Origin of the sequence: Micromonospora sp. RTGN7 (assembly GCF_033804645.1) — a bacterium.
Classification (GTDB): Bacteria; Actinomycetota; Actinomycetes; order Mycobacteriales; family Micromonosporaceae; genus Micromonospora.
The window spans coordinates 25,988-38,448 of the sequence record NZ_JAPZLF010000006.1; the positions used below are offsets into that span (position 1 = coordinate 25,988).

Annotated in this window: 12 protein-coding genes and 1 tRNA gene; 6 read left to right on the forward strand and 7 right to left on the reverse strand. The window is 73.2% G+C overall.

Going from position 1 to position 12,461, the window contains the following annotated elements:
* Window positions 1-53 precede the first annotated feature (53 nt).
* Window positions 54-920 carry a hypothetical protein gene (locus SNR22_RS10530; RefSeq protein ID WP_320066589.1) on the forward strand — a complete coding sequence of 289 codons (867 nt, stop codon included), beginning with the start codon at window positions 54-56 and terminating at the stop codon, window positions 918-920.
* Between the two features lie 8 nt (window positions 921-928).
* Here SNR22_RS10530 and SNR22_RS10535 read toward each other — a convergent pair whose 3' ends face one another.
* Window positions 929-2,131: a glycosyltransferase gene (locus tag SNR22_RS10535; protein ID WP_320066335.1), complete on the reverse strand. Its 1,203-nt coding sequence runs from the start codon at window positions 2,129-2,131 to the stop codon at window positions 929-931.
* 223 nt (window positions 2,132-2,354) lie between these two features.
* Here SNR22_RS10535 and SNR22_RS10540 point away from each other — a divergent pair, with 223 nt between their 5' ends.
* Window positions 2,355-3,353 (forward strand): SDR family oxidoreductase, encoded by a 999-nt coding sequence (locus SNR22_RS10540; protein WP_320066336.1) that lies wholly within the window; start codon window positions 2,355-2,357, stop codon window positions 3,351-3,353.
* Window positions 3,354-3,582: 229 nt separating this feature from the next.
* The gene (locus SNR22_RS10545) at window positions 3,583-4,155 is read left to right on the forward strand and encodes a DUF5709 domain-containing protein (protein WP_320066337.1); all 573 of its coding nucleotides are present in this window, start codon (window positions 3,583-3,585) and stop codon (window positions 4,153-4,155) included.
* A 125-nt stretch (window positions 4,156-4,280) separates the two neighbouring features.
* Here SNR22_RS10545 and SNR22_RS10550 read toward each other — a convergent pair whose 3' ends face one another.
* Together SNR22_RS10550 and macS are read right to left on the reverse strand one after the other, a co-directional pair.
* Window positions 4,281-4,952 carry a response regulator transcription factor gene (locus SNR22_RS10550; RefSeq protein ID WP_320066590.1) on the reverse strand — a complete coding sequence of 224 codons (672 nt, stop codon included), beginning with the start codon at window positions 4,950-4,952 and terminating at the stop codon, window positions 4,281-4,283.
* 50 nt (window positions 4,953-5,002) lie between these two features.
* Window positions 5,003-6,136 (reverse strand): MacS family sensor histidine kinase, encoded by a 1,134-nt coding sequence (macS, locus tag SNR22_RS10555; protein WP_320066338.1) that lies wholly within the window; start codon window positions 6,134-6,136, stop codon window positions 5,003-5,005.
* A 121-nt stretch (window positions 6,137-6,257) separates the two neighbouring features.
* Between macS and SNR22_RS10560 the strand changes: the two genes are divergently transcribed.
* Complete coding sequence (locus tag SNR22_RS10560; protein WP_320066339.1) at window positions 6,258-6,713, forward strand: ATP-binding protein; 456 nt, start codon at window positions 6,258-6,260, stop codon at window positions 6,711-6,713.
* Window positions 6,714-6,724: 11 nt separating this feature from the next.
* On the opposite strand, the gene SNR22_RS10565 is transcribed toward SNR22_RS10560, so the two are convergent.
* Window positions 6,725-7,663, reverse strand: coding sequence for a ribose-phosphate pyrophosphokinase (locus SNR22_RS10565; RefSeq protein ID WP_320066340.1), 939 nt, complete (start codon window positions 7,661-7,663; stop codon window positions 6,725-6,727).
* 63 nt (window positions 7,664-7,726) lie between these two features.
* On the opposite strand from SNR22_RS10565, the gene glpK reads away from it, so the two are divergent.
* Window positions 7,727-9,211: a glycerol kinase GlpK gene (gene glpK / locus SNR22_RS10570; protein ID WP_320066341.1), complete on the forward strand. Its 1,485-nt coding sequence runs from the start codon at window positions 7,727-7,729 to the stop codon at window positions 9,209-9,211.
* Window positions 9,212-9,386: 175 nt separating this feature from the next.
* On the opposite strand, the gene SNR22_RS10575 is transcribed toward glpK, so the two are convergent.
* Window positions 9,387-10,220, reverse strand: a complete 834-nt coding sequence (locus SNR22_RS10575) for a phosphoribosylaminoimidazolesuccinocarboxamide synthase (protein WP_320066342.1) — start codon at window positions 10,218-10,220, stop codon at window positions 9,387-9,389.
* Window positions 10,221-10,425: 205 nt separating this feature from the next.
* Between SNR22_RS10575 and SNR22_RS10580 the strand changes: the two genes are divergently transcribed.
* Window positions 10,426-11,757 carry an ABC transporter substrate-binding protein gene (locus SNR22_RS10580; protein WP_320066343.1) on the forward strand — a complete coding sequence of 444 codons (1,332 nt, stop codon included), beginning with the start codon at window positions 10,426-10,428 and terminating at the stop codon, window positions 11,755-11,757.
* An 82-nt stretch (window positions 11,758-11,839) separates the two neighbouring features.
* Here the strand turns inward: SNR22_RS10580 and SNR22_RS10585 are convergent, their stop codons facing one another.
* Entirely contained in the window at window positions 11,840-12,091 is a 252-nt protein-coding gene (locus tag SNR22_RS10585) for a hypothetical protein (RefSeq protein ID WP_320066344.1), read from the reverse strand.
* Window positions 12,092-12,293: 202 nt separating this feature from the next.
* Window positions 12,294-12,367 (reverse strand) — tRNA-Met (locus SNR22_RS10590).
* Window positions 12,368-12,461 lie beyond the last annotated feature (94 nt).

Here is a 12,461-nt window from a genome sequence, read left to right on the forward strand (position 1 = left end):
TCAGCCTCTATCCTCGCCAGGTGGTGTCCTCCGGTTGGTGCTTCCTGGCGGCGATGATCGTCGCGTACGGCATCGCCAACCTGCTCCAGTCCGTCGCCGCGGCGCGGACCACACTGCACCACACCTTCGATCCCTGGCTGCTGCTGCGGCTGGCCGGCCACCGCACGTACCTCGTGGGTCTGGTCTGTCAGATCGCCGGCTTCGTGCTGGCCTTCCTGGCCCGCCGGGACCTGCCGCTGTTCCTGGTCCAGGCGAGCGTGGCGGCCGGGCTGGGGGTGACCGCGATCCTCGGTGTGCTGGTGCTCAAGTGGCGGCTGCCGAGGGCGGAGATCGCGCTGCTGGGGCTGCTCTTCGCCGGAATCACCGGGCTGGTGCTGGCGGCGCAGCCGGCGCCGTCCAAGCAGCTCGGCACCGCCGGTCTGATCGCGCTGGCCGCGACGCTCGCGGTGATCGCGGTGCTCGGCTTCTTCGCGGTACGGCTGCACGGCGCCCCCGGATCGGTGGCGCTCGGCTCGCTGGCCGGGCTGGCCTTCTCCGCCGCCGCGGTGGCCGCCCGCCCGCTGGCCTCCGTGTCGAGCCTGGAGGGGGTCGTCCGGGATCCGCTGCTCTACCTGCTGGTGGCCCACTCGCTGGTCGGTCAGCTGCTGCTCGGCCTGGCCATGCAGCGCGGCTCGACCACGGCGGCGGTCGCCGCGATGGACGCGGCCGGTGCGGTGCCCGCCGCGATCGTGGGGCTGCTGCTGCTCAACGACAAGATCTGGCCCGGCCGGGAGTGGCTGGCCGCGCTCGGCTTCCTGACCACGCTGGCCGCGGTGATCGGGCTGACCCGGTGCGCCGAGCCGCAGCACCACCACGAGGTGGCCCGGGAAGGGGAGCGGAAGATGCTCTCCGCCGCCGCCCCGGTCCGCCCCAACGGCTGAGCCGCCGGCTACACCGTCTCGACCGGGCTGCGCCGGCGCACCACCCGCTCGTAGAGTCGTTCCAGCGCGCCGGCCGTCCGCTCCCAGGTGTAGCTGCACCGCACCCGGTCCGCCGCGGCGTGCCCGTAGGCGAACCGGCCGGCGTTGTCGGCGAGCAGCCGGCGCAGGGTCACCCCCAGGGTCCGTACGTCGCCGGGGGGCACCAGCTTTCCGGTGACCTCGTCGACCACGGCGTCGGCGATGCCGCCCATGGCGTATCCGACGACCGGCACGCCGCAGGCCATCGCCTCCAACGACACCCGACCGGCCGAGGAGTAGTGCGGGGTGCAGGCGACCACGTCGGCCGAGCGGTACCAGGTGGCCATCTGGTCGTGCGGCACCGCGCCGACCAGTTTCACCTGGTCGGCCACGCCGGTGCGCTCGGCCAGCTCGCGCAGGCGGCGGGCCTCGGCGTGCTGGCTGAGCTGGTCGATCGGCGGGCCGCCGGCGATCACCAGCTCGGCGTCGCCGACCAGCTGCATCGCGCGGATCAGGTCTTCCTGGCCGTGCCCGGCCGACAGGCCGCCGACGGAGAGGATGCGAGGGCGCTGGTCGCGCGGCGCGGCCTCACCGTCGGGGTGGAACTGCGTGGTGTCCACCCCGGTCGGCACCATCGCCACCGACGTGCGTTGCAGCCCCATCCGGGTCAGCTCGTCGACCTCGTCGTTGCACTGGGCGACCGCGACGTCCACGACCCGGGTCAGGGCCCGCTCCAGCGGGATGCGGGTGCCGGGGCCGTCGTACCGGGGGCCGAGGTGGCGCAACTGCTCGACACCGAGCGAGTGGAACGTCTGTACCACCGGGATGTCGGTCTCCCGGACCGCGTGTGCGGCGGCCAGCCCGCCGACCCAGTAGTGCCCGTGCACCACCTCGGGGCGCCACTCCCCCGACCACCGGTCGGCCAGCCAGCGGCCGAGCTCGGCGACGTACGGGACCAGCTCGGCGGTGGGCGTCGGGGCGGACGGGCCGATCGGGGCGCGTTCCACCCGGTACCCGTCGACCTCGAGCAGCGCCGGCAGCCCCGGATCGTCGCGGCGCTCGTACACGTGGACGTCGTGGCCGCGACCGGCCAGTTCGGCGGCGACCCGCGCGATGTGCTCGCGCGTGCCCACTACCGGGCCGTCGACGAGCCTCGACGAGCCGGAATGCGCGCAGACCAGGCCAACGCGCATGGGTCACCTCCGTACGTTTGTTTGAGCTGGTGGTCCTCCCGGTCAGAGCGTCCCATTAACCGCGACCCCGGGTAGCGAAACCTGGTAGATCGGAAACGCGCGACCGGCCTGCACCCGGGACCGGCGGGCAACCGGGCCACGGTAAGGGAATCGTCGCTGGAGGTGACGATTATCCGATCGGGCGCGGCTGCATGAGGAGGACCGCCCAGGGTACGGGCGAAGAATGGCTCTCACCTGCACCCTCGACCACGCGAGCGTCGTGCTCACCGGCGCCTCCAGCGGCATCGGCACGGCGACCGCGTACGCGCTGGCCCGTCGCGGTGCCGCCGTGGTCCTGGCGGCCCGCAGCGGAGAGGCGCTGGAGCGGGTGGCGACCCGCTGCCGCGAGCTCGGCGGGCGGGCACTGGTCGTACCGACGGACGTCACCGACCCGGCGGCGGTCGAACGCCTCGCCGCCCGCGCGGCGGAGGAGTTCGGCCGCGTTGACGCCTGGATCAACAACGCGGCGGTCAGCGCGGTCGGCCTCTTCGACGAGATCCCGGTGGGGGAGTTCCGCCGGGTGCTGGAGGTGAACCTGCTCGGCGCCGCGTACGGGATGCGGGCGGCCCTGCCGTACCTCGACGCGGCCGGCGGCGGGGTGCTGGTCAACAACGCCTCCGTGCTCGCCGAGGTGGCCATGCCCTACCAGTCGGCGTACAACGCGACCAAGCACGGCATCCGGGGGCTGGCCGACACGGTCCGGCAGGAACTGCGCGTCACCGGGCGGGGGAACATCTCGGTCTGCACGGTGCTGCCGGCCACCATCGACACCCCGTTCTTCCGGCACGCCGCCAACCACACCGGCCGGGAGCTGGTGCCGCCGCCCCCGGTGTACCCGCCGGAGATGGTGGCCGAGACCATCGTCCGGGTGCTGCGCCGGCCCCGCCGGGAGGCGTACGCCGGGGGTGCCGCCCGACTGATCGGGGCGCAGTGGCGACTCGCCCCGGCGCTGGCTGAGCGGGCCCTCGGCTGGTACGCCCACCGCACCCAGTTCGGGCCCGCCGGCCGGTCGGACAGCACCGGGAACGTCTTCACCGCCGACGCGGCGGCCGAACCGGACGGCGGGTGGCACGGCCGGCGGCGACAGCTCGTCCGGGTGACCGCCGCCTTCGGGCTCGCCGCGGCCGGCACGGCGGTCGGCACGATGGCGGCGATGAGCCGCCGATCACGGACGGATCGCTGATGAGCAGCCCCGACCGACCGGACGCGCGCAGCTGGGCGGTCCTCGGCCCTGGCCCCCGCTGACCCGTCCCACCCCGGCCGCCGACTTCCTTCTTGCGTCGTTTCACACCCCTTGTCGGGCGGGCGCGGCTCGGGGGTCGACGGGGGTCGCGGGGCAACGAGGTCGGGGGCGCTCGAAGAGCGGGGGGTGGTATCGGTTACCTGGGGTGGGCAGTGGGTAGTGATCAGCCATGCGCGACGACGAGTACCCGACCCCCGTTTCCGATCCCGAGGCGGACGGCCTGCCGGACACCGCCGACGACGACTCGACGGCCTACGACGACGTCGAGACCGGCCGCGAGGCGGACGGTCCGGATCCGGCCCAACTGCCGGGTGACCGCACGCCGGTGGCGGTGGACCAGTTCGGCATCACCGCCGAGGAGCAGCTCGACGGCGAGTCGCTGGACTACAAACTCCAGCGGGAGAGCTACGAGCGCCCCGCCGACGACCCCCTGGCCGGCCCGGTCGATCCGAGGATCGCGGCCGAGGCGGACAGCGAGGAGGCCGCCGCCCAGGCGCAGCTCGACTCGGACGTGATGAACCCGGGCCCCACCTCCGACCCGCACTCGCCGGTCTCCCTGTACGACCACGGCCTGCTCGGCACCGTCGCCGACGCCGAGGTCGGCCGGCTGGTGGAACCGGACGAGGGGGCGCACAGCGACCTGGAGCCCGACAACGTCGCGTACGACGCCGGTTCGGCGGGCGGCGGGGCGACGGCCGAGGAGCTGGCGATCCACGAGACGCGTCCGCCCGCCTCGCACTGACCCGCCCGAGCGTGGGCGCCGGCCGGGCGCGCACCGGCCGGCGCCGTCGCGCCCGCCGACCGGCCCGCCGGCACCCACCCGGCGACCCCGGCGGCACCGGTCAGCCGTTTCACCGGCGAGGCCCGTCAGCCGTCGAGGCCCCGTTCGATGGCATACCGGGTCAGTTCGACCCGGTTGTGCAGTTGCAGCTTTCCCAGCGTGTTCTGCACATGGTTCTGCACCGTCCGGTGAGAGAGCCCAAGCCGCCCGGCGATCTGCTTGTACGACATCCCCTTGGCCACCAGGCGCAGCACCTCGGTCTCCCGGTCGGTGAGCCGGGGCGTGTCCTCGTCCTGGCCGGACCGCGCCGCGCCGGCGCCCCGCGCCCCGGCGGGCCCGCCCGAACCCGCCGCCAGCCGGCGGAACTCCCCCAGCACCAGGCCGGCCAGGCCCGGCGTGAAGACCGGCTCCCCCGCCGCCGTGCGCCGCACCGCATCCAAGAACTCGGCCGGTGCCGCCGACTTGAGCAAATATCCGGTGGCCCCGGCCTTCACCGCGTCCAGGACACTCTGCTGCTCGCCGCTGGCGGAAAGCATCAGCACCCGGACCTGCGGCAGCACGGCGCGCAGCCCCTGGACCACCTCGACGCCGGAGACGTCCGGCAGTTGCAGGTCCAGCACCACCACGTCCGGGCGGGCCGCGGCGGCGACCCGTACCGCCTGGCGGCCCTCGCCGCTGGTGGCGACCACCTGGTGGCCGGCCTCGGTGAGGTCGCGGGCCACTCCCTCGCGCCACATCGGGTGGTCGTCGACCACCATCACCCGCACCCCGGTCGACCCCTCGCCCCCGACGGGACCGTCCGACCCGGTCACCGCAGCCTCCTCGGCACGGTCAGCTCGACCTCGGTGCCGACGTCGGGCGTCGACGTGATGGTCACGTCTCCGCCGAGGTCGGCCACCCGGCCCCGGATCGACTGGGCCACCCCGAGCCGGCCCTGCCGGACGGCCTCGTCGAGACGGCCGGCGGGGATGCCCGGCCCCTCGTCGCGTACCGAGACGGTCACGGTCTCCCCCTCGTCCTCGATGAGCAACCAGGCTCGCCCGCCCGCGTGCCGGCCCACGTTCTCCAGCGCCGCCCCGGTCGCGGCGGCCAGTTCCCGGGCCACCGGCGCGGGCAGTAGGACCGGGGTGGCCGGCGCCGACAGCGAGACCGTCGCCGTGGCGTACCGGCCGAGCAGGGTACGCAGGTCCAGGGTGCCCGCCTCGCCCTCGGGGGTGGCGTCCGGGGGCGGAGCACCGGCGATCAGGGCGCGCAGGGCGGCCTCCTGCTCGCCGGCCAGCCGGGCCAGTTCGCCGGCCTCCCCCTCGAGGTGGGCGCCGCGCCGCTGCACCAACGCCAGAACCTGGAGCACCGAGTCGTGGATGCCCCGGGCGAGCCGTTCCCGTTCCCGGGTCGTTGTCTCCAACTCGACCGCCCGGTGCAGCCGCTGCTCGGCGGTCACCGCGAGGCGGGCGACGTGCCCGACCACCACGCCGGCCAGCAGCAGCAGGATCGCCCCGGTCAGGGTGGACTGGCCGATCCGCTCCCGGGTCGCCAGGTCGACCCCGCCGACCAGCAGCGCGGCCACCACCCCCCGGCGTCGGCCGCCGGAGACCGCCCAGGCCAGCACCGGCCCGGCCAGCCAGACCACCGCGAGGCTGGGCACGCCGGTGGCGACCGCCACCCGCCCCTGGGCCCACGGGCTGACCAGCAGGACGCCGAGTACGACCGCCAGGTCGGCCAGCAGCAGTGGCCAGCCCCGCCGGGCCGGGCGGACGTAGCCGTAGGCGGTGGTCACCGTCGCGCCGAGCATCGCCAGCAGGACCGCGCCGGCCACCACCGGGTGGACGTACCGGTCGGCGTCGCGCAGGACCAGCAGGCCGACGTATGCCAGGGCGGCGAAGCGGAACACCGCGACGGCCCGCCAGAGCGGGACCTCGAAACCACCGGGCGGTGACGGCACGTCCGACACGATGCCACAGCCCGCTCCCGGACCGGCAGCACCGCCGGATGCGCGACTACGAATCCTGGCGTACGGTGGAAAAGCCACAAATCAGGTTTGTGACCGACCCCCGGACGGGGCCATGACGAATGCAGAACCACCCGCACCGCGTACGGTTGTGCCCATCGACACTTCCCTCCTGATCGCGGAGGCCTTCGACCAGGCCCAGGTGACCGAGCTGCGCCACTCGGTCACCTGCTGCGCGCAAATCACGGGCCTGGACGGGCAGCGCCTCGACGACTTCGTGCTGGCGATCAACGAGTTGATCACCAACGCGGTTCGGCACGGTGGCGGGCAGGGCTGGCTGCGGCTGTGGCACCGACCGGGGCAGTTGGTCTGCGAGGTCGCCGACCACGGACGGGGCATCAGTGCGCGGCGGCTCGACGACCACAGCCGCCCGGTGCCCGACACGGCGGGCGGCTGGGGCCTCTGGTTGGCCCGCGAACTGAGCGACGCCATGGAGGTCGAGACCGGCGCTGCCGGCACCACGGTGCGGATCAGCGCCGCCGTCGGTGTCCGCGAGCACGCCGGAGACTGATCCGCCCCGGTTCACTCGAAGAGGGCACTGACCGACTCCCCGTTGTGGATCCGGCGCATCGCCTCGGCCAGCGCCGGCGCCACCGAGAGCACCTCCAGCTTCGGCACCCGCTTCTCCGCCGGGATCGGCACCGTGTTGGTGCAGACGATCTCCAGAACCCCGTCCTGCTCGCTGAGCCGCTCCAACGCACCGCTGGAGAACAGGCCATGGGTGCAGGCGAGCCGGATCGAGCGGACCTTCAGGTTCCGCAGGTGACTCATCAGCTCGATCACCGTGCTGCCCTTGGCGATCTCGTCGTCGAGCACGATCACGTCCCGGTCGGTCACCTCGCCGATCACCGTGCTGATCTTGACCCGATCGTCGCTGAACCGCTGCTTCGCGCCGGCCGCGACCGGGGTGCCGAGCCTCCGGGCGAACGCGGCGGCCTCCTTGGCGTTGCCCAGATCGGGCGAGACCACCACGGTGTTGCTCAGGTCGTACCGCTGGAAGTGACCGGCCATCTCGCGCAACGCGTGCAGGTGGTCCACCGGGACGCTGAAGAACCCGTGCACCTGCGGCGAGTGCAGGGTCATCGCCAGCACCCGGTCCGCGCCGGCCGAGGTCAGCAGGTCGGCGACCAGCCGGCCGCCGATCGAGATGCGTGGCGCGTCCTTCTTGTCCGACCGCGCGTACGCATAGTGCGGCAGCACCACGGTGATCCGGCCGGCCGAGGCGCCCCGGGCCGCGTCGATCATGAGTAGCAGCTCGACCAGGTTCTCCTGCACCGGCGGCACCAGCGGCTGGATCAGGAAGACATCCCGCTCCCGGCAGTTCGCCTGGAGCTGCACCTCCAGGCAGTCGTTGGCGAACCGGGACACCCGCACGGGGTGCAACGGCACCCCGAGGTGGGCGCAGATCTCATCGGCGAGGTCGGGATGGGCGGTTCCACTGAAGACGGCAATGTCGCGCACGTTGACTGATCGTACGGCCGTCGGCGGCGGGCGAACGGGCGGATGGCCGGGTACGGTGCTGCGGTGACCGGAGAGTACGTCGCCGCCATCGACCAGGGCACCACCTCGTCGCGATGCCTCGTGTTCGACCGGGCCGGGGAGATCGTCGCCGTGGCCCAGCGCGAGCACCGGCAGATCTTCCCCCGGCCCGGCTGGGTGGAGCACGACGCCGAGGAGATCTGGGACAACGTCCAGCTCGTGGTGCGGGAGGCGCTGGAGGCGGCCGGCACCGGGCCGGAGAAGCTGGCGGCGGTCGGCATCACCAACCAGCGGGAGACGACCGTGGTCTGGGACCGGGCCACCGGCCGCCCGGTCGCACCCGCCATCGTCTGGCAGGACACCCGCACCGGGCCGCAACTGCGCGCGCTGGCCGACGCGTACGACGAGCAGCGGCTGCGCGCCCGCACCGGGCTCACCCTGGCCACGTACTTCGCCGGCCCCAAACTGCGCTGGCTGCTGGACCACGTCGACGGGCTGCGCGAGCGCGCCGAGCGGGGCGAGGTGCTCTTCGGCACGATGGACAGCTGGCTGATCTGGAAGCTGACCGGCCGGCACGTCACCGACGTGACCAACGCCAGCCGGACCATGCTGATGAACCTGGAGACCCTCGACTGGGATCCGGAGCTGCTCGACGCGCTCGGCGTGCCGGCCGCGATGCTGCCGGAGATCCGCTCCTCGGCCGAGGTGTACGGCACCGCCGACCGGCCGCTCGCCGGGGTGCCGGTGGCGAGCGCACTCGGCGACCAGCAGGCCGCCCTGTTCGGGCAGACCTGCTTCCAGCCAGGCGAGGCGAAGTGCACCTACGGCACCGGCAGCTTCCTCCTGCTCAACACCGGTGCGAGCCCGGTCACCTCGACGCACGGCCTGCTGACCACGGTCGCGTACCGCATCGACGGCCAGCCGGCCGTGTACGCCCTGGAGGGCGCGATCGCGGTCACCGGCTCCCTGGTGCAGTGGTTGCGCGACAACCTGGGCCTGATCTCCACCGCCGCCGAGGTGGAGGACCTGGCCCGCACGGTCGATGACAACGGCGGCTGCTACGTGGTGCCGGCGTTCTCCGGCCTGTTCGCCCCGCACTGGCGCAGCGACGCGCGCGGGGTGATCGCCGGGCTGACCGGCTACATCACCAAGGGACATCTGGCCCGGGCGGTGCTGGAGGCGTCCGCCTGGCAGACCCGCGAGGTGGTCGACGCGATGAACGCCGACTCCGACGTGGCGCTGCGCCGGCTGCGGGTGGACGGCGGGATGACCGCGAACGGCCTGCTGATGCAGGTCCTCGCCGATGTGCTGGACGTGCCGGTGGTCCGCTCCCGGATCACCGAGACCACCTGCCTCGGCGCCGCGTACGCGGCCGGGCTCGCCGTCGGCTTCTGGCCGGACCTGGCCACCCTGCGGGCGCAGTGGCGCTCCGACGCCCAGTGGACCTCCAGCATGGGCGCGGAGCACCGCGAGCGGGAGCTGCGCCAGTGGCGCAAGGCCGTCCAGCGCACCCTCGACTGGGAGGACTGACCGCCTTCTTGATCGGGGTCACGCGGCCTTGGTCAGCTCGACGAAGGAGCGCCACTCAGGCGGGGCGCAGGCAACCAGCCCGAGGCTGTGCGAGCACCGAGGGTGACGGCCACAGCCTCGGTGCTTCCCCGGCCCCGATTCAGCAGGAGCGGCGGAGCGCGGTTACGGGTCGCGGTTAGGCCCAGGTGTTGCCGGTGAGCCTCTCGTAGACCTCGACGTAGCGGGCCCGGGTCGCCTCGATCACCTCGGCGGGCACCTCGGGAGCCGGCAGCTGCCTGTCCCAGCCGGCGCTGGTCGCCCAGTCCCGGACATACTGCTTGTCGTAGGAGAACTGGGCCCGGCCCGGCTGGTACGACTGTGCCGGCCAGAACCGGGACGAGTCGGAGGTGAGCACCTCGTCACCGAGGACCAGGGTGCCGTCGGGTGCCCAGCCCAGCTCGATCTTGGTGTCGGCGACCAGGATGCCCCGCTCGGCGGCGAGCTCGGCACCACGGCAGTAGACGTCGATGGTGATCTGCCGAAGCCGCTCGGCGGTCTCCGCGCCGACCTTATCCACTACCTGCTGGTAGGTGATCGGCTCGTCGTGTTCGCCCTTGGGCGCCTTTGTCGACGGGGTGAAGATCGGTTCGGGCAGGATCGACGCCTCCGCAAGCCCCCGGGGCAGCTCCACGCCGGAGACCGCGCCGGTGCGTTGGTACTCGGTGAGGCCACCGCCGGTCAGGTACCCCCGGGCGACGCACTCGACCGGGACCATGTCCAGCCGCCGGCAGCGGATCGCCCGGCCGGCGAACTCCGCCGGCACATCGGTGGCCGAGACGACGTGGTTCGGCACCAGGTCGGCCAGCTGCCCGAACCACCACAGCGAGAGCGCGGTGAGTAGCCGCCCCTTGTCCGGGACGGTGGTCGGCAACACCACGTCGTAGATCGAGATCCGGTCCGAGGCGACCAGGATCAGATCGTCACCGTCGGCGTAGACGTCCCGGACCTTGCCGGAGTGCAGAAGTTCCACGCGCCCTAGTACACCACGGGCCGGTGGAGCGCCCCGGCCGGCCACCCGGGGTGCCCGCCGGCCGCGGCGGCCGGGAGTGACACCTCAAAAACGATCGTCGATCTTACGGCCCGCCCGACACCGGTCCCGGCCGGACAGCCGTTGACACCCGGCCGCGCCGACTGTGTAAATGGTCCGACCGCCACCGGACGACCAGGAGAATCGTGTGCCGACCGTCCGCCGACCGCCGCTCCCCCACCCCGGCACCGATCCGGGCCGCCGGCGCCTCCTGGGTGCGCTGATCGGGATGCCGTTCGCCGCGACCGGTCTGGCCGGGTGCGGCGGCGAGGAGGAGACGCCCGTCGACGACGGGCTGATCGAGCTTTCCGTCTTCTGGTACGGCAACACGAAGCGGGCCGAGCTGACCGAGAAGGCGCTGCGGCTCTACTCCGCGCGCAACCCCCGGATCAACTTCCGGGTCACCTGGCAGGGCTTCGACGGCTACTACGACCGGCTGGCCACCCAGGCGGCCGGTGGGAACGTGCCCGACCTGATTCAGATCGACGACACCGTCCTCACCGAGTACGCCCGGCGGGAGATCCTGCTCGACCTCAGCAGGTACACGGCCGACAACCGGCTCGACCTGCGCGGGCTCCCGCCGGGCCTGGTCCGCTACGGCGAGGTCGACGGCCGCACGATGGGCGTAGCGGCGGCCCAGACCAGCGCCGCCGTGGTCTACAACCGTGCCCTGCTGCGCCGGCTGGGGGTCCCGGCACCCCGCAGCGCGATGTCCTGGCAGGAGTACGTCGACTGGGCGGCACGGGTCACCCGGGCCTCCGACGGACGGGTGGCCGGCACCATGGACCCGTCCGGGGACCATCGGGCGCTCTGGCTCTGGCTGCGCTCCCGGGGCGGGGAGCTGTACCAGGGCCGCAAACTCGGCTTCACCGCCAACGACCTGGTCGACTGGTTCGAGCTGTGGCAGGGCGCCCGGACCCGGCGGGCCACCCCGAGCGCCGCCCTGATCGATCAGGCCGACGGCGGGGAGACGAACCGGCAGCTCGTGGTCACCGGGCACACCGCCGCCTCCTTCGCATGGGCCCACCAACTCCCGGAGCTCCAGCGCTACACCGGTGACGAGCTGGCGGTGGCCGCGTTCCCCGGTCCGCCCGGTGCGCAGTGGGCCCGGGCCTCGATGTACTGGGCAGCGTTCCGCGGCACCCGCCACGCCGACATCGCGGCCGACGTGATCAACTTCCTCACCACGAACATGGAGGCGGGGCTGGCCCTTGGCCTCGAACGCGGGGTGAACCCCAACCTCGCCATCCGCCGGTACGTCAAAGGCAGCGTGACCGACGTCGGACAGCAGCGGGCCGCCGGCCTGGCCGAGGCCCTCGCCGACGGGCTCGGCCCGGCACCCAGCCCGCCCCCGAAGGGGCATGCCCGGGTCCGGGCCCTGCTCGTCGCGACGGCCGAGAGGGTCCGCTCCGGCCGAGTCGGCATCCGCGCGGCGGCGTCCCGGTTCATCGCCCAGGCCGACGCCGCCCTGGCCGAGTGAGACCAACCGGCGGATCGCCGCCGCCCCGGTCGCCGACCGACCGGGCCGACGCCCGGGACGCGTGATCGCCCGACCGGCTCGGTCAGCGCGGCGGTCGGTTGCGGCGGTTACGCATCAGCACGAGCACGAGCACGACGATCCCACCGACCACGACCAGGCAGCAGAGCAGGCCCAGGATGCCCACCCCGCCGCCCCTGGACTTCCTCCGGGCGGCCTCGACCACCAGTTCGCCCGTGCCGGAGGACGCCCAAGCCGCAACCGGGACGAAGACCGACAGCACCACCGTTGCAAAGACCGCGCCAAGTCGGCCCCACCACTTGTTCCAAGAAGTCATTCCCTCATCCTCGCCGAGCCGCGCAACAACGGCACCCGGGACGACAGGGGTTTTGCGGCACCCCGTCGGGCGGGAACAGCCCCGGCCTGGGCAAGGACCACAAACGGGTCGCCACGGGCCGGACGGATGTCAACGGCGGAAGCGGGAGTTGGACCCAAAAAGTGGAAGGGCCCGGAGTTTCCTCCGGGCCCTTCCGTCTACGTAGCGGGGACAGGATTTGAACCTGCGACCTCTGGGTTATGAGCCCAGCGAGCTACCGAGCTGCTCCACCCCGCGTCGACTTCTAAAGACTAGCGCATCCCGACGGCGGAGATCAGCCACCCCCCTCGACCGGGCCGACTCACCGCCTGACGGTTCCCGAAATCGCCCC

What these genes read in the sequence shown, in the direction of transcription:
- SNR22_RS10530 (WP_320066589.1), top strand. Translation starts at nt 54, where the DNA reads ATGATCGTCGCGTACGGCATCGCCAACCTGCTCCAGTCCGTCGCCGCG.
- SNR22_RS10535 (WP_320066335.1), bottom strand. Translation starts at nt 2,131, where the DNA reads ATGCGCGTTGGCCTGGTCTGCGCGCATTCCGGCTCGTCGAGGCTCGTC.
- SNR22_RS10540 (WP_320066336.1), top strand. Translation starts at nt 2,355, where the DNA reads ATGGCTCTCACCTGCACCCTCGACCACGCGAGCGTCGTGCTCACCGGC.
- SNR22_RS10545 (WP_320066337.1), top strand. Translation starts at nt 3,583, where the DNA reads ATGCGCGACGACGAGTACCCGACCCCCGTTTCCGATCCCGAGGCGGAC.
- SNR22_RS10550 (WP_320066590.1), bottom strand. Translation starts at nt 4,952, where the DNA reads ATGGTGGTCGACGACCACCCGATGTGGCGCGAGGGAGTGGCCCGCGAC.
- SNR22_RS10560 (WP_320066339.1), top strand. Translation starts at nt 6,258, where the DNA reads ATGACGAATGCAGAACCACCCGCACCGCGTACGGTTGTGCCCATCGAC.
- SNR22_RS10585 (WP_320066344.1), bottom strand. Translation starts at nt 12,091, where the DNA reads ATGACTTCTTGGAACAAGTGGTGGGGCCGACTTGGCGCGGTCTTTGCA.